Origin of the sequence: Pseudohalocynthiibacter aestuariivivens (genome assembly GCF_018457175.1) — a bacterium.
Lineage (GTDB): Bacteria > Pseudomonadota > Alphaproteobacteria > Rhodobacterales > Rhodobacteraceae > Pseudohalocynthiibacter > Pseudohalocynthiibacter aestuariivivens.
Map to the genome: position 1 here is coordinate 171449 of NZ_JAGFNU010000007.1, position 22755 is coordinate 194203.

General features: G+C 53.4%; 19 protein-coding genes and 1 tRNA gene. 10 read left to right on the plus strand and 10 right to left on the minus strand.

Translation table 11 applies throughout. From position 1 onward, the window contains the following. Together J4E70_RS12120 and J4E70_RS12125 are read left to right on the plus strand one after the other, a co-directional pair. On the plus strand, positions 1-1479 hold the full coding sequence (locus tag J4E70_RS12120; RefSeq protein ID WP_213889738.1) for a heme biosynthesis protein HemY: 1479 nt from the start codon (positions 1-3) through the stop codon (positions 1477-1479). A gap of 364 nt (positions 1480-1843) precedes the next feature. Beyond that, a complete protein-coding gene (locus tag J4E70_RS12125) occupies positions 1844-2593 on the plus strand; it encodes a hypothetical protein (protein ID WP_213889740.1) in 750 nt (249 codons plus the stop codon). 56 nt (positions 2594-2649) lie between these two features. Here the strand turns inward: J4E70_RS12125 and J4E70_RS12130 are convergent. From J4E70_RS12130 to J4E70_RS12140, 3 genes are all read right to left on the minus strand, one after another. Next, positions 2650-2725, minus strand: a tRNA-Thr gene (locus tag J4E70_RS12130). A gap of 228 nt (positions 2726-2953) precedes the next feature. Continuing rightward, positions 2954-4594, minus strand: a complete 1641-nt coding sequence (locus tag J4E70_RS12135) for a tetratricopeptide repeat protein (RefSeq protein WP_213889742.1) — start codon at positions 4592-4594, stop codon at positions 2954-2956. Between the two features lie 72 nt (positions 4595-4666). Further along, positions 4667-5071: a rhodanese-like domain-containing protein gene (locus J4E70_RS12140; protein ID WP_213889743.1), complete on the minus strand. Its 405-nt coding sequence runs from the start codon at positions 5069-5071 to the stop codon at positions 4667-4669. Positions 5072-5426: 355 nt separating this feature from the next. Here J4E70_RS12140 and J4E70_RS12145 point away from each other — a divergent pair, with 355 nt between their 5' ends. Next, a complete protein-coding gene (locus tag J4E70_RS12145; protein WP_213889745.1) occupies positions 5427-6140 on the plus strand; it encodes a GIY-YIG nuclease family protein in 714 nt (237 codons plus the stop codon). Positions 6141-6268: 128 nt separating this feature from the next. On the opposite strand, the gene J4E70_RS12150 is transcribed toward J4E70_RS12145, so the two are convergent. The 4 genes from J4E70_RS12150 to J4E70_RS12165 form a co-directional block, all read right to left on the minus strand. Beyond that, positions 6269-6652 (minus strand): carboxymuconolactone decarboxylase family protein, encoded by a 384-nt coding sequence (locus J4E70_RS12150; protein ID WP_213889747.1) that lies wholly within the window; start codon positions 6650-6652, stop codon positions 6269-6271. Positions 6653-7023: 371 nt separating this feature from the next. After that, entirely contained in the window at positions 7024-7674 is a 651-nt protein-coding gene (locus J4E70_RS12155; protein ID WP_213889749.1) for a DsbA family protein, read from the minus strand. Further along, positions 7667-8761 (minus strand): aromatic ring-hydroxylating oxygenase subunit alpha, encoded by a 1095-nt coding sequence (locus J4E70_RS12160; RefSeq protein ID WP_213889751.1) that lies wholly within the window; start codon positions 8759-8761, stop codon positions 7667-7669. Before J4E70_RS12160 ends, J4E70_RS12155 begins: the two co-directional genes overlap by 8 nt. Beyond that, positions 8758-9645, minus strand: coding sequence for a MurR/RpiR family transcriptional regulator (locus tag J4E70_RS12165; protein ID WP_213889752.1), 888 nt, complete (start codon positions 9643-9645; stop codon positions 8758-8760). Before J4E70_RS12165 ends, J4E70_RS12160 begins: the two co-directional genes overlap by 4 nt. Before the next feature lie 69 nt (positions 9646-9714). Between J4E70_RS12165 and J4E70_RS12170 the strand changes: the two genes are divergently transcribed. From J4E70_RS12170 to J4E70_RS12200, 7 genes are read left to right on the plus strand one after another with little or no spacing between them, the layout of a single operon-like run. Next, a complete protein-coding gene (locus J4E70_RS12170) occupies positions 9715-12189 on the plus strand; it encodes an FAD-dependent oxidoreductase (RefSeq protein WP_213889756.1) in 2475 nt (824 codons plus the stop codon). Continuing rightward, positions 12189-13259 carry an alcohol dehydrogenase family protein gene (locus tag J4E70_RS12175; protein WP_246531722.1) on the plus strand — a complete coding sequence of 357 codons (1071 nt, stop codon included), beginning with the start codon at positions 12189-12191 and terminating at the stop codon, positions 13257-13259. The genes J4E70_RS12170 and J4E70_RS12175 overlap by 1 nt, the downstream gene beginning before the upstream one ends. Then, positions 13256-13858, plus strand: coding sequence for a dimethylsulfonioproprionate lyase family protein (locus J4E70_RS12180; RefSeq protein ID WP_213889757.1), 603 nt, complete (start codon positions 13256-13258; stop codon positions 13856-13858). The genes J4E70_RS12175 and J4E70_RS12180 overlap by 4 nt, the downstream gene beginning before the upstream one ends. Continuing rightward, a complete protein-coding gene (locus J4E70_RS12185; RefSeq protein WP_213889758.1) occupies positions 13855-14961 on the plus strand; it encodes a mandelate racemase/muconate lactonizing enzyme family protein in 1107 nt (368 codons plus the stop codon). Before J4E70_RS12180 ends, J4E70_RS12185 begins: the two co-directional genes overlap by 4 nt. Positions 14962-14964: 3 nt before the next feature. After that, positions 14965-16074 carry a mandelate racemase/muconate lactonizing enzyme family protein gene (locus tag J4E70_RS12190; RefSeq protein ID WP_213889760.1) on the plus strand — a complete coding sequence of 370 codons (1110 nt, stop codon included), beginning with the start codon at positions 14965-14967 and terminating at the stop codon, positions 16072-16074. Positions 16075-16077: 3 nt separating this feature from the next. Next, positions 16078-17181: a mandelate racemase/muconate lactonizing enzyme family protein gene (locus tag J4E70_RS12195; RefSeq protein WP_213889762.1), complete on the plus strand. Its 1104-nt coding sequence runs from the start codon at positions 16078-16080 to the stop codon at positions 17179-17181. A 9-nt stretch (positions 17182-17190) separates the two neighbouring features. Then, positions 17191-18474: an aspartate aminotransferase family protein gene (locus J4E70_RS12200; RefSeq protein ID WP_213889763.1), complete on the plus strand. Its 1284-nt coding sequence runs from the start codon at positions 17191-17193 to the stop codon at positions 18472-18474. 43 nt (positions 18475-18517) lie between these two features. Here the strand turns inward: J4E70_RS12200 and gyrB are convergent, their stop codons facing one another. The 3 genes from gyrB to recF form a co-directional block, all read right to left on the minus strand. Further along, on the minus strand, positions 18518-20935 hold the full coding sequence (gyrB, locus tag J4E70_RS12205) for a DNA topoisomerase (ATP-hydrolyzing) subunit B (protein WP_213889765.1): 2418 nt from the start codon (positions 20933-20935) through the stop codon (positions 18518-18520). 78 nt (positions 20936-21013) lie between these two features. Beyond that, entirely contained in the window at positions 21014-21634 is a 621-nt protein-coding gene (locus tag J4E70_RS12210; protein ID WP_213889767.1) for a LysE family translocator, read from the minus strand. After that, positions 21631-22746: a DNA replication/repair protein RecF gene (recF, locus tag J4E70_RS12215; RefSeq protein ID WP_213889769.1), complete on the minus strand. Its 1116-nt coding sequence runs from the start codon at positions 22744-22746 to the stop codon at positions 21631-21633. Before recF ends, J4E70_RS12210 begins: the two co-directional genes overlap by 4 nt. Positions 22747-22755: the final 9 nt, after the last annotated feature.

Sequence of the window (22755 nt, forward strand, 5' to 3'; positions counted from 1 at the left end):
ATGCTTTGGTCTTTGATAAAAATTCTGATTTTCGTTGCTGTCGTTGCGGCGCTGACACTTGGCTTTGGGGCGTTGATGGAAACGGGTGGCGGGCTTCGCCTGTCGATTGCTGATATGGAATTTACGCTGGGCCCGTTGCAGATGGTAATTGCCGCTGTTTTGTTGCTGTTGCTTGTCTGGCTGCTGATCAAGCTGACCGGATTGCTGGTCGCTATTCTGAGGTTTCTGAATGGCGATGAAACCGCGATGTCGCGATATTTTGACCGCAATCGCGAGCGCAAAGGCTATGAAGCGCTGGCAGATGGGTTGCTTGCGCTGGCGTCAGGTGAGGGGCGGCAGGCGATGTCCAAGGCAGCTAAGGCAGAGCGTTATCTTGCCCGTCCTGAACTTACCAACCTTATCAGTGCGCAAGCCGCCGAGATGTCCGGAGACAACAAAAAGGCTGAAGAAGTTTACAAGCGTTTGCTCGCAGATGACCGTACACGTTTTGTTGGTGTACGCGGCATACTGAAACAAAAGCTGGCTGAAGGGGATACCGATACCGCTCTTAAGCTTGCTGAAAAGGCTTTCGCGCTGAAGCCCAAGCATGAAGAGATGCAGGATACATTGCTTCAGCTACAGGCCGAACACCAAGATTGGTCTGGCGCACGGAAAACACTGGGTGCCAAACTGCGCCACGGTGCACTGCCCCGCGATGTTCACAAGCGGCGCGACGCTGTGCTTGCCCTGTCCGAAGCGCGGGACATTTTGATGGAAGGTAATACCATCGAAGCCCGGGAAGCCGCGATTGAAGCAAACCGTATGTCGCCAGATCTAGTACCGGCGGCTGTGATGGCTGCGCGGTCATACATTGAGCAAGATAAACCGCGATACGCGACGCGGGTTATCAAGAAAGCCTGGGGTGTCACCCCGCATCCGGATTTGGCGGCCGCTTTTGCTGAAATAGCACCAGATGAAACAGCGGAGGAACGCATCAAACGTTTTGCTGTACTGGTGAAAACGCACCCCGATCATAGCGAAACCAAGATGCTGCAGGCAGAGCTCATGATTGCAGCGGAAGATTTTCCAGGGGCCCGCAAAGCGCTGGGCGATCTCTATAATACCGAGCCAACCGCAAGATCAATGACAATTATGGCTGCGATCGAACGGGGCGAAGGCGCAGATGACGCGCTTGTCCGGGGCTTGTTGACGCGCGCGTTGACGGTGTCGCGCGGCCCACAATGGGTTTGCGAAAACTGCCAGACAATTCACCCTGTCTGGGGTCCGGTTTGTGAAAACTGCGGAAGCTTTGATACGCTGAGCTGGAAGGTTCCGGCATCAGGCGAAATCGCGATGCCCGCGTCGACCGAAATGTTGCCGCTGATTGTGGGAACAATCGAGGATAAGTCTGAAGATGAGGCCGCAGAAGACGCAGAACTGGTTGCAGAGGATGCCCCGGAAGACGCCGTTCTGATAGCTGAGGAAGAGGAAAAGGTGTAGCTTTTGTGAACGGCTCAGGTGCCTCAAGATGATCTACATGAACAGACCGCTCGCACGGAATACGCTTAATCACCTAAACAATGCGTCACGAGCAAACAAACTGTTCGCGCAATAGACACAGATGTCACAATTAATCTCTATGATGTCTTAGAATTAACCAATTCATACACCAATATCCTTTCACGTCTTTTACGGGTGCGGGCGATATTCGATATTTGAAGTGGATGCAGCTTGGGCGAAATTGCAACCTTTCTGCTTTGAACAAAGGAGCGCAGGTGTTGAAATATCGTTTCAATAATAATGACTTATCGGTGATTGAATCGTTCTTTATCCCTGAGTGCGCCTTTTGGTTAGGTGCCGTGAAATGACAAAAGTAATGCTGCTCGCACTTGCTATAGCTGTTTACCTGACCCCGAAAATCTTCGGGTTTTTCGGTTTTGAGGGCGCGCCAAATGATCTCAATTCTTGGGGCCGTATCATGACCGAATTGGGCCTCAGCAACATTGTTGCCATAGCGGTATTGCTCTTTGCTGGTTTTCTGTTGTGGAAGGAGTATCGAATTCGAAAAAGGTATCATCCGAGGTATCGCGCCTTGCAATCCTATTTTTCGCCGTGGAGCAATACTGTCCTCTCTCGCGTCAAATTTCTTGACAGAGGCTTGGTCATTAAATCAATTTACCGGAGCTGGACCGAAATCGAAGGTGGCCTTGCCAAAAGCCGAAACGATTTTGTTACCAAAGGAGCAATGGAAGTTGAGGGGCTTGGCCTGAGTGCGGTGAGCCAGACGTTAAGACCCATAAAAGTTAAGAGGTGCTACTTTAAATCTCGTGAAAGTGGTCAGGAAGTTGATGCATCGTTGAATGGTCAGCTAGGCTGGGACTCGGCGACAATTAAACCCGGGTCCGTCATGACATTCTTCGCGAAGTTTGACCCAAAGACAAACCTGTCAGTTCCCGATTTCAGGAGCGCATGGCCTTCTTTTGAGTTCATTCTTGAAACGGAAAAATTCACGCAGAAAATTCTTTTTAAGGAAGAGCTTGTTGAGTGGTTGCTTTATGACGCTGTCACCCAACTTAACGAAACACCAAAGCGGGCTATGAAAATAGCGAGCTAACCCAGCTTAATATAGGCTGTCTGAGGGTCTGAATCAGTTACTTTTTTATTGTTTAATGGTGCCCCAAGACGGATTTGAACCGCCGACCTACTATTTACGAAACAGTTGCTCTACCGACTGAGCTATTGGGGCTATGTCGCGCCGATTTAACAGGCCTTATTCTCTTGCGCAAGAGTATCAGCTTTTATGCAGGGGGTGCCATGAGACATGCTAAACTTGTTTCGGACACGTAAAGTTTCAGAAGCCTCGACCCCTATACCGAACGCCCTTTTCGATCTGAATGGTTGACGTTAATTGTTTAAAATTGCTTCTGGAAAGCTCTGAGCAACAACGAGATTGTGAGCGCGCGTCTGCCCAAGTTTACGCTACTGCCTTTTGACGGCAGTAACAGGATGCCTTGATAGGAACCTCAGCGCGCGCAGCGGCTTTGTCGAGTTGCAGTTTGATGTGCAGCGCTTCTGCATTTGCGCCCCTCCGGGTCAGACATTCGTGAAGGCCATGCAGGCTCCAGACGTTTGTGGGGTGTCGGCAGGCGCGGCTCAGCGTATCGTCCAAACCCAGATCGGCGCGGTAGACGGCCTCTGCTTCCTCATATTGTCCCTGTTCCAGCAGGAGCGCGCCCAGCGCATGACGCGTTGGCTGCATCCAGGCCCAAGGTTCGTCATAGGGCATGCTGTCGTCAATTTCGACAGAGCGGCGCAGGTGAGCAAAGGCTGCTTCGTGATTGCCTTTGTGATATTCCAGTTCGCCCAACATCATCTGTTCAGCAACTCCCATAATGTCTTCGCAGGTGTTGTTGAAAAGTGTTCGGCTTTCCTGCACGCGCGCCCGCGCAGCATCAAAGAGGTTTCGCTCTGCTTCTGCACCAGCGATGTTACTTGTATTGGCAAACGCAACCGTGCGTGCGTAATGCATCATCGCCGTTGTAAAACTGTAGAGCTCCTTATCCTCGGGCAGATTCTGGGCAAGAATATCATGCCACCGACCAAAACGGATCAGCACATGCTGTTTCATTGGAATGAACCCCTCGAACCAGTCGGCCATTGGCCGCAAGATCGATTCCGGCAAATTCTTGATCAGCTCTTCTGCGGCCTCTAAGGCAGGTGTTGGCTGTCCAAGAAACATCGCCCCGTAGATTTTGAAGTGATAGTTGTGACAGCGGTAGACCGAGTAAAAATTGTCGGGGCCGGACCGTGCAAGGTATTTGCGATCCGCAATAATCGCGGTCGAGTTTCGAGAAACGACATTTTCGTAGTCTCCGCAAAGCACATCGATATGCGTTGCCATGTGTAATAGATGCCCGGCATCCGGAACGAGGGTGCTGAGCCTGTCGCCGTGGCGCAATGCCCGCTCTGGATGCGGCGACATTTCCATCAGATGAATATACATGTGCAGAAGGCCGGGGTGGTCCCATGCGCCATCAATGGAATTGAAGGTATCTTCAAGAACCTTGATCGCCTCGAGCGTGTCTGCACCCTCTGCTGGCAGGCCTTTCGGCAAATCCCACAACTGCCACGGTGTTCGGTTCATGATCGCCTCGGCAAACAGGGCGCAGACATCCAACTGGTGCGGGTGAGCAGCATGAACCTTGCGCATCGCATCTGCGTAGGAATTGTTCCAGGGGCAAAAATCCACAATGTCGGGGCTTTTTGGGTAACGCGTTGAAAGCGCTTCTATCAAAGCACGCTCGAATGGGGACACTGTATTTTTAAGGGCTGTGGCTTTTGAGAGGGAATCGTGAGCTGTCGCCAGCGCAGCTGGTTTTTCTTCTTCCTCGAATGTTTCCCAGGGCTTGTTATAATTTGGGCCAATCGCGTACCCGATACCCCAATAGGCCATCGCACAATCGGGGTCGGCCTCTATTGCCTTTTCAAAGCAAACGATCGCTTCTTCATGGTGGTATCCGTAAACCCAGATCAGCCCACGGTTAAACCATAGCTGCGCATCTTCTGATAAGGTTGTTACCTTAAGAGAATAAGATCCAAGATCGTAGTAGTCCATTTCGGTGCCCCCCCAGTCCGACGTAATCCACCAACAGTAGCACCAAGGGGGGCTTTCACAAAAGGGGTCTGATCAGTGCTTTTCTACGGTCTCAATTTCGCCGCCAGATTTCTTCCATGCAGTGAAGCCACCCGCCATATGCGCAACAGGCGCCAAACCCATTTCAGACGCGATTTTTGCGCTTAGGGCAGAGCGCCAGGCACTTGCGCAGTAAAAGACATAGGCCTTGTCCTGATTGAATACGTCCTTGTGATAGGGGCTTTCCGGGTCAATCCAAAATTCCAGCATGCCACGCGGGCAGGAAAATGCGCCTGGAACCTTGCCCTCTCTCTGAAGTTCGCGAATGTCGCGCAGGTCGATGAAAACATAATTGCTGTCTGTATAAGCCTGCTTGGCATGCTCAATCGGCATAGTTTCGACCGCTGCATTCGCCTCTTCCAACAAAGCCTTGATGCCTTTGGTGATGTTCTGTCCCATGCGTTTTCCTTTGTGCGAATGGCGTTTGGTTTTATTTACGCTTTGGGCGGGATAATACAATTCGATGATGTGAAAATTTTCGTAAAAACGTGCATGTATTACACCCGCTCAACGGAAACTTTGTTATGCGCTACGCAGCAATCGATCACGGTGCCCGAACCGAGGGGAGGGCGAAAAGCGCCCGCCCCGTGGGGGCGGTTCGGGCACTACCCGTGCAAGGCACGGGCAATTGGGACGTCATAAGCAACTTAGTCGCGAACCGCTGGTTGGGTGTCAGCAAGGCGGATAAAGCCGAAATTGGACAATGCCGGGTTGGGGGTTGACAACGTTACTCGTACTTTCGACCCTCGTCCCCATGAAAGAACACATCCAAAATGAGATCAAAAGGCTAGCAGAAGCTAACGGAGGCAGAGTCCCGGGAAAAGAGTTTTTCCAACAAGAAACGGGCATCGCCGAAAAAGATTGGTGTGGGAAGATTTGGCTTCGCTGGAATGACGCGGTATCAGAGGCAGGCTTGCACCCCAACAAAATGAACCAACGCCTGTCCAGCGATTTGGTCTTGGACAAATATGCTGAAGTCTGCCGCCACTATCGCAAGCCTCCCTCAAACGCCGAACTGCGCTATTACGCTAGGGAGATCCCTGACTTCATCAGCCACAACACGTTTTCCAAGCACTTCGGTAGTAAGAATGGAGTAATTGCAGCTCTGCGGGATCGCGCAATTGAACGCGGCGAGGACGATTTAATCGCGATCCTTCCAGAAACGAAAGTGGCTCGGAACCCCAGTGGCAACGCTAGCTCACCGAAGTTTCTGGAGGGTTGGGTCTACCTCTTAAAGTCTGGCATCCATTTTAAAGTGGGACGCAGCGATGAATTGGAAAAGCGTGTGAAGCAGATCAGCATCGCGCTCCCTGAAAAGGTAGAACTAGTTCACGCGATTCGAACAGACGATCCTCCGGGCATTGAGGCCTACTGGCACCGTCGTTTCGCAGATCAACGTGCAAATGGGGAGTGGTTTAAGCTGTCTTCGGCCGATGTTAAGGCATTCAAGCGCCGCAAATTCCAGTGATCAGGTCAGGATTCCTGACGTTCGCAGCGACCCGTTAACTAGCAAAAAGGCTCGAAACTGACAAACAAGAACTCCGATTTGCCTTTTCAATTCATCACCACGCGGACTCCCAACTTAAACCCGCCAACCTACTCCTCCTCCAAAACCTTTTTGGCGACGCGAAAACACTCCAACGCCTGCGGCACGCCGCAATAGATTCCGACAACATGAATAATGGCGCGGATTTCTTCTTTGCTGACGCCATTGCTAATAGCGCCGCGGCAGTGAATTTCCCATTCGTGCATTTTGCCAAGCGCACCGATCATGGCGAGATTCATCATTGAGCGCGTCTTCGGCTCTATCACATCGTCGCCCCAGCCAAAGCCCCAACACCAGGCAGTCATGGCTTCCTGAAACGGGCGTGTAAAATCATCTGCTGCGGCAAGGTTCTTTTCAACGTATTCCGCCCCAAGCGTGCCTTTGCGTTGCTCCAGACCTTTCAAAAACAAATCTTCGTTAAACAGATCAGCCATTATGCATTCCCAAGTTTGATTGCGATGTTTTTTGCCTGGACTTAATTCCAGAGCGCTTCTCGTCCCTTTTGGCGACCATAGCCAGATTTGCCGTATCCGCCAAAGGGTGTTTCAACGCCCCCCCCGACGCCGGAGCAAGGAAAACTCTTGTACAAAGCTCTTATAGAAATTGAAGAGGCGCATTTCGGATAGAACGCCGTTTTGATGGTGGTGTTTTGCTGCCTGTACAGCACGATCAACATCGGCGGCACCGGCAATAGAAACCTCTGCAAGTCATTCACCTGACCCGGGGTTGTCCACCCATAAACGACCGGCAGCGCCGCTAACCCATTTGTCGTCAACATGGTCTTGCCGATATGGCGTGACCTCGGTCACGCATCTCTCCGAATGTAGCCGGGCAATCCAAGTCGCCAGACGACCTGATCAAACCGGTCTTGCCCGAAAAAAGGCTCTCCATCGACGACCATGAGCGGTACACCCCAATGACCCGCTTCAAGCAAATCATTAGCGTTCTCCTGAAGGGTTTTTTCAGTGGCGGGCCATTCATTTTCGGAAAGGACCTCTTTTATATCGAGGCCAGCCCGCGCCATCGCGTTTTTCAGATGATCGCCTTTATCCCACCCCGGTGTTGAGCCATCCCAGAGCGTACGACCGACATGATCCAGAAATTCAAGCCCTTTGCCCTCGCGTACGGAGCCGACGAATAACCTAGAAAGGCGCTCGTTAAGTGGCTGGTTCTGTTCGGCAACCCAAAGCGACCCAGACATAAAGGAAATAGGTGACGGGTCGGGATAGGCATACGGCAAACCAAGGAACGCGGCAGTACGCAGGGTATCAGTTTCGAAATAGCGCTGCTCCAACATGTCCCGGTACTTGAAACGATCGGGGATGCGCAGCACACCCCCCAGAACCGGGCGCATCACAACCTCTACACCCTGACCGTGAAGCCAGATCAGACGTTCGAGCAAGAAGTAGCAGTAGTCGCTTTGCAGCGAATAGTAGACGTCTACCCTGTCAGCCATCTACGGCCTCGCGCATCCACTCCTGAAGTTTCTTGATCGAATGTTCCGACATGACCCCACAGCCCGGATCAAGCACCAGCGGGCCCGGTCTATACCCCTTGGATTTCAGGCCGCGGTGCACCGATTCGACAAGAACAATGTCTTCTTCAACGGTAGTCTGGCGGTCCTGAACAGCAAGACCCCGGATAACATCGCTATCCACGCCGCCTTCTGTGTACCAGCCGCGCCAGACGGCACAGTTGTCCACGTCAACGGCACGCCAATGGTACGTATTCAATACGTTGCCGGGGTAACACTGGAAGCTGAACATAGGCCAAAGGAACCAGGACTGGTAATCGCCTGCATGTTCATTTGCATCCAAATCTATCGGATAGGTCATCTTGTCGAGACTTTGGCATTCGGTCGTATGGCGTAAAACGTAACCACCTTTGTCATCAGGCTGAATGTCATATGTTTCTGGTTTGATCACCCCTTCGGCAAAGGTGGGGTGGTTCGTCGGGCAATGGTAGCACTCCGAATAATTCTCGACTGAGACTTTCCAGTTGCAACGCTCTGGGCATTCCACCCATTCGAGCGGCGCCAAAGTGTCGATTTGGGGCACGTAGCTGGCGATCTCTTTGCGTACGCCAGGATACCAGTCATCCATCGGTGCGGCGTCATCGTTGAGATTGACAAAGATGAAGCCATGAAAATCTTCGGAGCGCACTTCGGTGAGGCAGATTTTCTCGCGATCAAAACCGGGTACATTCTTGATGTTCGGCCCAGCCCGCAGGCCCCCTGTCAGCTCATAGGTCCATTGGTGGTACGGGCAGACGACAACGCGCGTGTTGCCCGATCCGCTGACCATTTCATGGGCGCGGTGCTGGCACACATTGTAAAAGGTGCGGATAACATTATCACGACCGCGAATGCAAAACAGGTTCTGTCCGGCAATGTCAAAGGCGAAGTAATCTCCGATATTGGAAATCTGGCTCACGTGCCCGGCAAACTGCCATGTGCGGGACAGCAGGCCATTCATCTCGTTCTCAAAGATTGCAGGATCGGTGTAATAGCGGGCGTCCAGCGAGTGCGTCAAAGGGGCATTCATGACTGATCCTCGTGATAAAGGCCAAGCTGATGGCGGCGTTGATGGAATTTTCCGACCCGCTCAACAATCTCGTCGCTTGCGGATGCGATTACGAATGAAAGCAGTATTTCAAGCAGCGCAATTGTCGAAACAGAAGACGGAAAAAACTGAGGCGTATCCGCCGCAACGATAAACCCATGATCAGCCCCCCGTATGATCGGAGAGGCGGGGCTGTCGGAAATTCCGATCACGATCACGCCCTGTTCGCGCGCGATGCGTACGGCCTCGACAACTTCGGACCGGTAGGGTTTGCAGGTTATGGCGATCAGAACGTCCTGCTTATCTGCCCATGCAAGATCATCGACAGCGGTGCTGCCCATGCGTGGGATGGCGTGGAACTGTATCATTCCGGTCGAAGCCAGATAGGTAAAGTTCTGCGCGTTCGAACTGTTCACACCAACGCCCAGTGTGAAGGTTTGCCGCGATGCCCAGATCGCCTCTGCCGCTGCTGAAAGCTGTTGGTCAGATATATTTGCAAATGTTTCTTCAATGTTTCGCAGCGCTGAATTGACCATATCAGCATAGAGACTACCAAGCTTGCCAGAGCTTCCAATCTGCTGCAACCAGCGTGCACGGTCTGGAAAACTTGCTGTCCCATTGCGAATCGCCGTGCGGAAGGGTTCTCGAAAATCCTCATACCCCTCAAAGCCAATCTGGCGCGCCATGCGTACCATTGTGTTGGGCTTAACCTTTGCGGCCTCTGCAATTTCACGCACAGTAGAAACGCCAACATCATTTGGGTTTTCCAATACGTAAGTTGCCGCCTTGCGCGTCTCTGGCGTCAGGTCGGTTAGCTCGTCTGCCAACCGCTCCAAAACACTATATGATACATTTGTGTCATTCATGATTGACTATGGTACAGATGATTGATTAGCCTGTCGAGGAATTTTGCGACTCTCGAACAGGAAAATGTGATGTCTCAGAAAGATTTCCCCACGCGTACAAAAGTTGTCATTGTTGGCGGTGGCGTGATGGGGTGCGGTTTGGCTTACCACCTTGCGCACGAGGGGTGGGGGCCGGAAACGGTTCTGCTTGAAAAAGCCGAACTGACCAGCGGCTCAACATGGCACGCGGCAGGTCAGATCACCCATTCAACCAGTTCGTTTGGTCTGGGGAAAATGGTGGATTACAATATCGGCCTTTATTCAGGGAAGCTTGAGGAGGAAACCGGGCAAGCCGTAACATGGCACGGCTGTGGTTCGTTCCGCCTCGCCTATAGCGAAGATGAAATGGATTGGCTGCGCCACACGCTTTCTGTGGGTCGCTCTTTGGGATTCAACATCGAACTGGTCGGGCCAGAGTTTGTCGCAACGAAGCATCCGTTCTACAACCTTGATGGTGTCATTGGCGCGCTTTACACCCCCGATGACGGCCACGTCGATCCGTCGAATGTGACGATGGCAATGGCAACAGGTGCGCGCCAGAAAGGCGTGCGGATTTTCCGCCGCTGTCAGGCAACAAACATAACACAAAGCGATACGGGTGAATGGGTTGTCGAAACCCCGCAGGGAACCATCACCTGCGAACATGTTGTAAACGCTGGTGGCACCTATGCACGTCAAATGGGCGAGTGGTCAGGCTTGCAATTGCCGATGACGTCGATGACGCACCACTATCTGGTTACTGAAAACGTGCCAGAGTTCGAAGACCTTGAAACAGAACTGCCGGTCATTCGCGACGACAAGAAGGTTTCAGGCTACATCCGCATGGAACAAAAAAAGGGTCTGATCGGTATTTACGAAAAGCAAAACCCCAACACGGTTTGGGAAGACCATTGCCCATGGGAAGCTGAGAACGAACTTTTCGCCGCTGATTATGACCGCATCATGCCGTGGCTTGAAAATTCGATGGACCGGATGCCAATCTTTGCCGAGCTTGGGATTACCCGTGAAGTACATGGTGCCATCAGTCACCCTCCGGACGGCAACCCAATGGTCGGCCCTGCGCCGGGGGTTAAAAATTACTGGTGCGCCTGCGGTACGCAAATAGGCATTGGCTGGGGCCCCGGCCTGACCCGGGAACTCGCAAAATGGATGGTGCATGGTTCAGCGGACATTTCCATGCGTGACTATGACCCGCGTCGCTTTGGTGATTACGCCGTCAAAGAATGGCAGGTGATCAAGGCGAAAGAAGATTACTGCCTGCGCCATGAAATTCCGTTCCCACATTTTAACCGGCTTCAGGGGCGTCCGATCAAACCATCGCCAATGTACAAGCGCCTGAAAGAAAAAGGCGCAGTCTATGAAGAAGTGTTCGGTCATGAACGCCCCCGCTGGTTCGCCAAAAACGGGGTCGCGCAGCACGACCATTATTCTTTTCGTCGGAACGAAGTGCACGACATAGTTGGTCTTGAATGCAAAGCCGTGCGCGAAGCCGTTGGCATCATGGACATCTCTGCCTTCACCAAAGTGAAGGTCAGCGGGGCGGATGCCGAAAAGTTCCTCGACGGGCTTGTCGCGAACCGTTTGCCAAAGAAAGTGGGGGGGATCGCGCTAACGCATCTGCTGAACCGTCGTGGCCGGATCGAACTTGAAACGACTGTCGTGAAACTGGCCGATGACGCCTACTATCTGGTTTGTGCAGCGTTCTTTGAAAACCGGCTTCTGGACCATCTGAACGATAACCTCGCGGGCGAATCCGTTGTCGTCAAAAAACTCTCAGACGACTGGGCTGCTTTGACCCTGAATGGGCCAAAATCCCGCGAGGTGCTGGCGCAATGTACCGATGCGCCGCTCGATAATACAAACTTCCGCTGGCTTACCGCACAACAAATCAAAGTTGCCGGTCACGATGTCTGGGCATTTCGCATGTCTTACGCGGGCGAACTTGGCTGGGAATTTCACATTCCGCGCGAAAATGCACTTGCCGTTTATGATGCGCTTTGGGCAGCGGGTGAAGCGCACGGTATCGCGGACTATGGTTCATTCGCCATGAACGCGATGCGTATGGAAAAAGCGTTCAAAGGTGCAGGCGAATTGACGAACGAAGTCACGCTGTCAGAGGCAGATGTGATGCGTTTTGCCAAACTCGACAAAGAGTATCTGGGAGTTGAGAAGACCCGAACCAGTGCAGAGGAAGCGGCGAATGGTGCGATGAAATGGGTTTGTGCCTATTTGCAGATCGAACCCGATGGTGTTGAAGATGGTCACGGGGGCGAGGCGGTTTTACTCGGCGGCAAAGTTGTCGGGTCCACGGCTTCTGTCGCCTACGGCCATACCTACGGTAAAATTCTGGCGTTCGCTTATATCAAGCCATACGCGAATGTCTCTGGGACCGAAGTTGAGGTGATCGTTGCCGGGAAGCCCCGCAAAGGCAAAATCCTTGCCGAGGCGGTGTATGATCCGGCTTCGGTATTTCCCCGCACAGACGCAGCAATAGCGGTGGCATAATGACAATACCGACGAAAATGAAAGCCATGGTTCTGACCGGGCACGGTGATATGGAAAAGCTGGAATGGCATGATGATTGGCCAGTCCCAGATATTGCTGAGGGTGAGGTTCTGATCAAGGTTCTTGCCTGCGGTCTAAACAACACTGACGTTAACACCCGCACCGCATGGTATTCCAAAGGAACACAGGAAAGCACGACAGGCGGCGCGTTGGAAGGCGCAGATGAAGAAGACGCAACATGGGGTGGTGCGCCAATCACGTTTCCGCGGATACAGGGTGCTGATGTTGTAGGTGAAGTTGTTGCAGGATCGAAAGAGCTCGCAGGCAAACGAGTCATAATTGACACTTGGCTGCGTGACTGGGACGATCCGATGAGCATGGATAAAACTGGCTACTACGGCAGCGAATGTGACGGCGGTTTTGCGGAATACACCAAGGTCGACACGCGGAATGTGCATGTTATGGAAAGTGACCTGAGCGACGCAGAAATTGCCACGTTTGCCACGTCATACGTAACGGCGGAAAACATGCTGAACCGCGCAAATGTAGGTTTCGGTGATACTGTTTTGATCCCCGGCGCCTCAGGTGGTGTGGGCGGCGCACTTATACAGCTGGCCAACCGCCGTGGCGCCCGGACGATCGCAATGGCGTCTGAGCCAAAACATGCCAAAGTCGCGCGATCAAATCCGGCGCGCATACTGTCGCGCGCGCCAAAAGGTTTGAAAGAGCTACTCAAGGATGAAAAAATCACCGTTGTGGCGGATGTTGTCGGTGGTGAACAGTGGCCGGTTCTCATTGATCTACTGGAACGCGGCGGGCGTTACACCTGCGCAGGTGCTATCGCAGGCCCCATCGTTGAAATGGATCTAAGGACCTTCTACTTGCGTGATCTCACCTTCACTGGTGCAACGATCGTCCCTCCGGGTGTTTTTGCAGACCTGGTTGGATATATTGCGCGAGGAGAGATCAAACCGATGCTGGCGGCGACTTACCCTCTGCGCGAACTGCATGCTGCACAACGGGCCTTCATCAACAAAAAACACACCGGTAACATCGTGGTGGTGCCATGACACATCGGGAATTTGCAAAAGCCCTTGCAGAAACGGCCACTCTGCACACCGACCACCCGGATGTCGCAGCCTTTTGCCCATTCCCAAACAATGTGAAATGGCGTGAGTTAGAGCCGTTTTATGTGCCTGCAGCAAAAACGATGGTTACTGATACCGGATTTAGTACCGATAAATATACGTCCCTTCGCGATGCATTGATTGTATTGTGGGACAAGGCAAATTGGCGAAAAACCTATCGTGGCACGAATATCGGGGACGACTTTCTGAACCGGTTCGGTTGCTACGAACTTGTTGGTTATGAAGGACACTTTGAGTGCCGGGAAATGAGCTCGTTTCTCGTCTATTCAGATGCAGGTCTCCACTATCCCTGGCACCATCATCCGGCAGAAGAAATGTATATGATCATCGCAGGTGAAGCCTTGTTCGAAGCAGAAGGCAAACCATCGCGTGTTCTGGGATCGGGCGATACAGCATTTCATGCCAGTAACCAACCACATGCCATGACAACGCAGGACAGCCCGGTGCTGGCCTACGTAATCTGGCGAGGTGAGGGAATGGATACAGGCCCGGTCCTGACTGAAAGGCCGGTAAACGAATGAAAATCACCCGTATCTCAGTTTATAAAACGCATTTACCCTATGTTGGCGGGACTTATGTCTGGGGGGCTGGCAATGCTATCGCAACTGCCATGGCATCAGTTGTTGTGGTCGACACCGACGCCGGGATATCCGGGTGTGGCGAATTCACGCCTTGTGGTGAAAACTACATGGTCGCCCATTCCGAAGGGGTAGAGGCGTTCGCCAAACTGGCGGCAAAACAGCTGATCGGCGAAGACCCGCGGCAGGTTTCCCGGATCGAACGGCTGATGGATCATATCGTTCAGGGACATGGCTATGCCAAAGCGCCATTTGATGCCGCTTGCTGGGATATTCTGGGTCAGGCGTCAGGGCAACCGGTCTGGATGCTGATGGGTGGTAAACTGACGGATGGTGCGCCGATGTATCGGGTGGCACCGCAAAAGGCGACAGAAGAAACCATTGCCGAGATGGAAGTGCACCGCGCCTCAGGATACCGTCAGTTTCAGATCAAGGTTGGTCGTGATTGGGCGGGGGATATCGACCGTATCCGGGCAACCGTACCGTTGCTAAAGCCGGGCGAAAAGGCCATGGCTGATGCCAATCAGGGCTGGCGTATCGACAATGCAATTCGTGTCGCCCGGGCAACAAAAGATCTCGATTTTATTCTGGAGCAACCCTGCAAAACGTATGAGGAATGCCAGCAGGTTCGCCGGGTTGCAGCTCAGCCGATGAAGCTTGATGAATGTGTTACCGACATACGCATGGCACACCGGATCGTTGAGGATCGTGGAGCAGAGATGTGTTGTCTGAAAATCTCAAACCTCGGAGGGTTGTCCAAAGCGCGCCGCGTGCGGGATTATCTGGTGGAAAACCGCATTCCGGTTGTTTCCGAAGACACCTGGGGCGGCGAAATCACGACAGCTGCGGTTGCTCATTTCGCAGCGTCCACGCCTGAAGAATACCTGATTAATTCGACCGACCTGCACAACTACAATTCACGATCGACCGGGATAGGTGGACCAACCACCAAAGGCGGTAAGTTGTACGCTACAGACACCCCTGGACTTGGTGTGACACCAGATTTTGACAGTCTTGGACATCCCATTGCGGTCTATGGAGAATAGGCTATGAAGATCACCAGAGTAACGGCCTATCAGTTGGATATGCCATTAACAGAGCCTTATTTTCTGTCAGGCGGGCGGCTGAGGTTCGAAAAACTGGACAGCACTTTCGTCCGGATTGAAACGGATGAAGGTCTGATCGGCTGGGGCGAAGGCTGCCCGTGGGGCCATACATATCTTCCAGCGCACGGACCTGGCATTAGGGCAGGTTTGGAGATTCTGGCGCCCGCGCTGATTGGGCTGGATCCACGAGGCCTTGACCATATTAACCGGGTGATGGACGTGCAGTTACCGGGGCATCCATATGTCAAATCCCCACTGGATTTGGCCTGTTGGGACATTCTGGGGCAGGCGGCCGGAATGCCCTTGTGGCAGCTATTTGGCGGGGCAAGTGCGACACCTGTCGAGGTTAATTCCTCCATCTCTACAGGTACGCCTGACCAGATGATCGCATTAATCCGCAAAGCGTCACAAAAAGGATATCGGACTCACTCCGCCAAAATTGGTGGGACAGATACCGCACTCGACATTGCAAGGATTGGAGCAATTTCAGCGGCACTTCCTTCAGGCGAAAATGTAACTTTTGATGTGAACCGGGCCTGGTCGCCGGGCACCGCAATTCAGGTTCTGAATTCGACCAACACACGCGATTGGGTCGAGCAGCCTTGTCAGACGCTTGAGCAATGCGCCCATGTCGCTGCCCGTGTCCATAACCCGATTATGCTCGACGAATGCCTGCATACATTTGATGATCATCTGGAGGCCTGGAAAACGCGCGGGTGCGAGGGCGTGAAAGTAAAACCAAATCGTGTTGGTGGCCTTACACGCGCACGGCAAATTCGCGATTTCGGCATTTCTGTTGGCTGGCAAATGCATATCGAAGATGTTGGCGGGTCGGCCTTGGCGGACACCGTAGCCATACATCTGGCTGCGTCCACCCCAGATGAAAATCGCCTTGCAAGCTGGTTGTGCCACTATCATCTGGCGATTGATCCGGTTCCGGGGCAGGGTGCGCGGAATGTGAATGGCGTGGCAACTCCGCCATCTACATCTGGCCTTGGCGTCGTGCCTGACTTTAACATTCTTGGCGATCCTGTCGCTGTTTTCGGAGGGTAGGGCATGAGAATAACCCGTATCACTTTGTGGCATGTACCCCTGACCAGCCACACGACGTATTTCATGTCGGACGGAAAAACCTGTGACACAGTCGAAAGTGTTGTGCTGCGGGTTGATACGGACAGCGGGCTATGTGGATGGGGCGAGGTTTGCCCAATCCCGCACTACTTGCCGGCATACACGTGCGGTGTCTTGCCTGCGCTTGAAGACATGGCACCCATTCTGATCGGCGCAGACCCGATAGGGCCCGAAGCGTTGATGGCGCGGCTCGATCGCCATTTACACGGGCACGTCTACGCCAAATCCGTGATCGATATTGCACTTTGGGATCTGACGGCAAAGGCTGCAAACCTGCCACTTCATGCATTGCTCGGGGGGCGTTGTACCACTGATATGCCGCTTTACCATTCGATCACGTGTATTTCGCCGGGGGATATGGCGGAAATAGCCTCAGAGGCGTTCTCTACCGGAATACGTCAGTTTCAGGTCAAGCTTGGCGCAGATGCAAACTGGGAGGCGGACGTCGCCCGCCTAACGCAGGTTCGCGAAGCGGTTGGCGAGGGGCCGCTTGTTTACGGGGACTGGAACTGTGGCGCGACACGGCTGGATGCAACCCGTGTAGCCCGCGCTGTCGCCCACATGGACATCATGCTGGAACAGCCCTGCCCAACGTTTGAAGATTGCACCGCGGTGCGCGCGGCCTCTGGCCTGCCGATGAAAATGGATGAACTGGCGCATGATACGGCATCTCTGCTCAGGGCGCACCAATTGGGCTGTATGGATGCTGTTGCGTTGAAACTGTCAAAATTCGGCGGTCTTTCCGCAACCCGGCGTGCACGTGATTTATGTCTCTATCTAGGCGCAAAAATGTGTATTGAGGACACTTGGGGGTCAGATATCACGACAGCGGCGCTGCTCCACCTTGGTGCCGCGACAGAGCCTAAAAACCTGCTGAATGTCTGTGACCTCTCTGGCTATGTCAGTCCCCGCCTCGACCCATCTGCGCCCGTGCGCGCCAACGGGCGTATCGCCCCGCCCGAGGGTGTTGGGCTGGGTGTTAACCCCGATGTTGTTGCGCTGGGCGGGCCCGCTGCAATTCTGGACTAGGAAAATACCATGCTAAAACTGCATACCCAGGAAGAATGGATCGAACGCGCCAAAGCCGTATTACCGGCTGGCGGTTTTGGTAATTTTGACCCCGGCATTATCATCGGCCGCGGCGAAGGTTCGCGTGTTTGGGATGAGGATGGAAAAGAATATGTTGATTACCTGATCGGCTCTGGCCCGATGTTGCTGGGGCACGGACACCCTGAAGTGTTGGAAGCCGTGCTGGAGCAGTTGCCACGCGGCATGACATTTTTTACGAACAACACGGCTGGCATAGAGTTGGCCGAGGAAATCTGCCGCGCTGTGACCTGTGCGGATCAGGTGCGCTATGTCACTTCTGGTGGCGAGGCGGATATGTACGCCATCAGGCTTGCACGTGCGTTCACGGGCCGTAACAAGATCATGAAATTTGAAGGTGGCTACCACGGTATGTCTGCCGAAGCGCAGATGAGCCTTGCGCCCGCCGCACGTGTCAACTTCCCCCAGGCTGTACCAGACAGCGCAGGTATCCCGGATGCAGTACGCGCGCAGATGCTGATTGCGCCTTTCAATGATCTGGAGTTTGCGCGGTCATTGATTGCCGAGCATCACAAAGAGATTGCGGCGATCATCGTGGAGCCGCTGCAACGTATCGTCCCACCTGTGCCGGGCTTTCTGGAAGGGCTGCGCGACCTTTGTACTGCACATGGAATTGTTTTAATTTTCGATGAGATCGTCACAGGCTTCCGGCTCGACTATGGCGGGGCACAGGAACGTTACGGTGTGGTGCCGGATCTGTGCACCTTGGGCAAGATCATAGGTGGCGGCTTTCCGTTGGCAGCGGTTGCCGGGCGTTCAGATATCATGGCGCATTTTGATAAATCAAAGGTTGGGGCGGATAAATGGCTGATGCAACTCGGCACGCTTTCGGGCAATCCGGTCGCGGCTATTGCAGGGTTGAAAACGATGGAAATCTTACGCCGCGAAGGTACTTATGATCACCTGCGCAGCCTTGGGCATCAGCTTATGAACATGCAGGCAGAGGCATTGAACGCAGCCGGAATTGCGCATCAGATTGTTGGTGACCCCACGTTGTTTGATGTGCTGTTCACCGACAAAACCATACGCACTTACCGCGATACTCAGGACGCAGACACCAGTATGAGTGCGTCCTATAACAAGGCGTTACGAGAGGATGGCGTGTTTAAATCATCCGGGAAAATGTATCCGTGCCTTGCGCTAACCAGAGATGATCTTGATTTGACCAGGGCGGCAGTAGAGCGTGCGGTCAGCGAGGGTCTTCATAATAAGTAAGAAAGTGACTGCCAGTTGGGTTTCTCGAACTGGCAGCCCATCCTCAAAAATCGAGGTTTTCCACACTTAGCGCATTTTTCTGGATAAATTCGCGGCGTGGCTCAACAACATCACCCATCAGTTTGGTAAAGATATCATCGGCATCGGCCATATCTTCGATTTTTACCTGAAGGAAGGTGCGCGCGTCCGGGTCAAGCGTGGTTTCCCAAAGCTGTTCGGGGTTCATTTCGCCCAAGCCCTTGTAGCGTTGTAGTGATAAGCCCTTTTCGCCCTCGGTCAGGATAGCCTGCAACAACTCAGTCGGGCTGTGGATCAGCACTTCTTTGTCCTTGCGGATCAGTTTTGCCGGCTGGCCGTAAACATCCTTCATCGTCTCGGTATAGGTACCAAGCTTGCGTGCCTCGCCCGAACGGATCACATGGCCGTCCAGTGTGCGCACCTCTTCAACACCGCGCAACAGACGCGCCAGTCGCATGCCTTTGTCTTGTGTCGGGCGGCCCTGCCAACCGCGTTCGTACTCAACAGCGATAAGGTCAAGCCGCGCGGCGACTGCATTTGCGACGCCTTGCAGATCGGTATCAACGGCACCCGCCACAAAGGCGGCAGCAATCGCCGCCTGCTCCAGAATGTGTTGCGGATAATGCGTTGGGAAGGTTTGCAGAATTCGCCGGACCTGTCGGGCCTCTTCCACAATACGCCCAAGATCCTGCCCAATGATTTCTTCACCAGATGCAAGGCGAAGAACAGCACCATCCACGCCTTGCTGAATCAGATAGTCGTCAAGCGCAGCCTGATCTTTCAGGTAAACCTCTGATTTACCCCGCGCAACTTTGTAAAGCGGTGGCTGCGCGATATAGAGGAATCCACCTTCGATCAGTTCCGGCATGTGCCGGAAAAAGAAGGTCAGCAGCAATGTACGGATGTGGGCGCCGTCCACGTCAGCATCGGTCATGATCACGATCTTGTGGTAACGAAGCTTGCTGATGTCAAACTCATCGCGCCCAATACCGGTGCCAAGCGCCATCACAAGGTTGCCGATTTCCTGGCTGGCGAGCATTCGGTCAAACCGAGCCCGTTCAACATTCAAAATTTTCCCGCGCAACGGTAGAACAGCTTGTGTCTTCCGATCGCGCCCGGTTTGGGCGGACCCACCGGCAGAGTCCCCTTCCACCAAAAAGACTTCGGTCTTTGAAGGGTCCTTTTCAGAGCAGTCCTTAAGCTTGCCTGCAAGGAAATTCACATCCATAGCCGTCTTGCGGCGTGTTAGTTCACGCGCTTTACGTGCGGCTTCGCGGGCCAGTGCAGCCTCGACAATTTTGCTGACAACTTGCTTTGCAATCGCCGGGTTTTCTTCAAACCACTCGGCCAGCTTTTCGTTCACCAAGCCTTCGACAGCCGGGCGCACCTCGGATGAAACAAGTTTGTCTTTGGTTTGGCTGCTGAATTTCGGGTCCGGAACTTTAACTGACAGAACGCAGGTCAAACCTTCGCGGGCGTCATCGCCGGTAAAGCTGATCTTTTCCTTTTTCGCGATGCCTGATGACTGCGCGTAATTATTGATGGTCCGGGTCAACGCCCCACGAAAACCAGCCAAATGCGCACCACCGTCGCGTTGCGGGATGTTGTTGGTAAAGGGCAGGACATTTTCGTGGTAGCTGTCATTCCACCACATCGCCACTTCAACACCTATGCCATCTTTTTCGCCAACCATGAAAATAGGTTCCGGCATAACGGGTGTTTTAGAGCGATCCAGATAGCGAACAAATTCTTTCACGCCGCCTTCGTAGAACAGTTCTGTCTTCAGCACTTCGGCAGGACGTTCATCGACCAGAATGATCCGAACGCCAGAATTCAGAAACGCAAGTTCGCGCAAGCGATGTTCCAGCGTTTTGAAGATGAAGTCCCGGTTAGAAAACGTCTCTAATGAGGCCAAAAATCGCACCTCGGTGCCTTTTCGGCCATTGGCATCGCCAACAACGCGTAGTGGTTCGACGGTAAAGCCACCTTCAAATCGGGCGTAGTGTTCTTTACCATCGCGCCAGATGCGGAGTTCCAGGTAATCGGACAGGGCGTTCACAACAGAAACACCCACACCGTGCAAACCGCCAGAGACTTTGTAGGAGTTCTGGTCAAACTTACCGCCGGCGTGCAGCTGGGTCATGATGACCTCGGCTGCTGAAACACCTTCTTCTTCGTGGATACCAACAGGAATACCACGACCATTGTCGCTGACAGAAACGCTGGAATCGGCGTGAATGGTGACGTTTACTGCGTCAGCAAATCCGCCCAATGCTTCATCGATACCGTTGTCTACAACTTCATACACCATATGGTGCAGGCCAGAGCCGTCATCGGTATCGCCGATATACATACCGGGTCGTTTGCGAACCGCTTCTAACCCTTTGAGAACTTTAATAGAATCGGCGCCATATTCTTCTGGTTTTTGTGCGTCGTCAGACATTCTGCTCTTCCTGATTTTCTGACGGTTTTTATATCTGGTTTAGGGGGGAATGTCACGCGAATCGCCCATAATTTACGCTTAGACAAAGGGAATGATCAGCCCCACAAAAATCAGCAGAATCCCTGCGGTAATATTTACCCGCCTGAGGGCCGAAGAGGAGGTGAGAAGCAGCCGCATACGGTCGACGAAAAGCGCCAAAATCAAGTTCCCAATCAGCGGAACAGCCATTGAAATAGCAACGATTGCAGCGATGTCAGGACCGGTGACTTTTGTAAGATCAAAGAACCCTGGCAAAACACCCATGTAAAACAAAATGGCCTTGGGGTTGCTGAGAATCACAGCAACGCCAGCCACAAACCCGGCCCAGGCACCGGGGCGCGTTAGACGTTTGTCCTGGTTGATCCCTTTGTCCGCATTGCGGATCAATGACCAACCCATCACGAGAAAAATAAGGGTCGCGACATAGCGCAGAACGGTCATAAAGCCATCAAAAGTTCCGACGACCCAACTTACCCCCAAAATAGCGAGAAATGGCCAGACGGCGTCACCAACCACAACGCCCAACGCGAGCGGCCATGCCGCCTGAAACCCGCCAGAGAGCGATCGTGCGAGCAGTGCAACCCAAACAGGGCCTGGGGTCAGGAACAATATGCTGATCGCACCCGCATAAAGTACCAGATCAAAAAGCGGCAGGGTCATGAGCAATTTATCTCTGCTATAGCAGAAACTCCGGCAGTTTCGGTTACTTCCAGATATTTGGCGCGTTCGCCAAGGTCTGCGAAAAGTTCGGCACCTGTGCCTGTCATCCACGCCTGTGCACCTAACCCACATATTTCATTATAAAGAGCAGCGCGGCGGTCAGCATCAAGATGCGCGGCGACTTCATCCAGCAGTAAGATAGGGGGTGCGCCAAAGCTTTCGGTCAATGCGCGCGCGTTGGCCAGTATAAGCGAGACCAGCAGCGCTTTCTGTTCTCCTGTTGAACAATCGCGTGCCGCAACATCCTTCGCGGCGTAGGTCGCCAGAAGGTCTGCCCTGTGCGGCCCAACCAGGGTGCGCCCGGCCAAGAGATCTCGGGGGCGGCTTTCTGCGAGTGCGGCAATCAGTGCAAGTTCTTCATCGGGCATTTCGACATCATCCGCATGGGTAAGGTGAAGGGCAGCGGTTGGAAAGCTTGTCTCTGCTTTAGCCTGAGAAGCAGTAAGCGCGGCGAGTGCATCTTTCCGATTGCGATGGACTGCAGTGCCCGCACGGGCCATCTGTGCCTCAAGTGCTGCGTACCAGGCAGGGTCGCGCACCTGATCCTTAAGCAGGCGGTTGCGTTCGCGCATGGCTTTTTCATAGGTCAAGGTGGCCTCTGCGTGACCGGGCTCAAAACTAAGGGTCATCCGGTCCAAAAAGCGCCTGCGCCCTTCTGCGCCCTCAATCCAAAGCCGGTCCATCGAGGGTATAAGCCACAAAACCCGTGCGACCCGACCCAACGCGATTTGGCTTGCGGCTTTGCCGTCTATCCGGACGGACCGGGACTGACCCGATTCAGACCACGTTTCAATTTCATGTAGTTGATGGAGGCTGTTCAAACTCGCGCTGACTTTCCATCCCAGCGTCTCGGGTCTACGCGCCATATCTTCGGTCGATGCGCGCCGGAGGCCACGACCGGGCGACAAAAGCGATATTGCCTCAAGAATGTTTGTTTTACCCGCCCCGTTTGGGCCATAAAGCGCAATGGGTCGTTCGTCTGCCGTCAGCCGCAAAGCCTTGTGCGAGCGAAAGTGCGAAAGTTGCAATTCAGCAATTGTCAGGCCGGACATACCGGATCT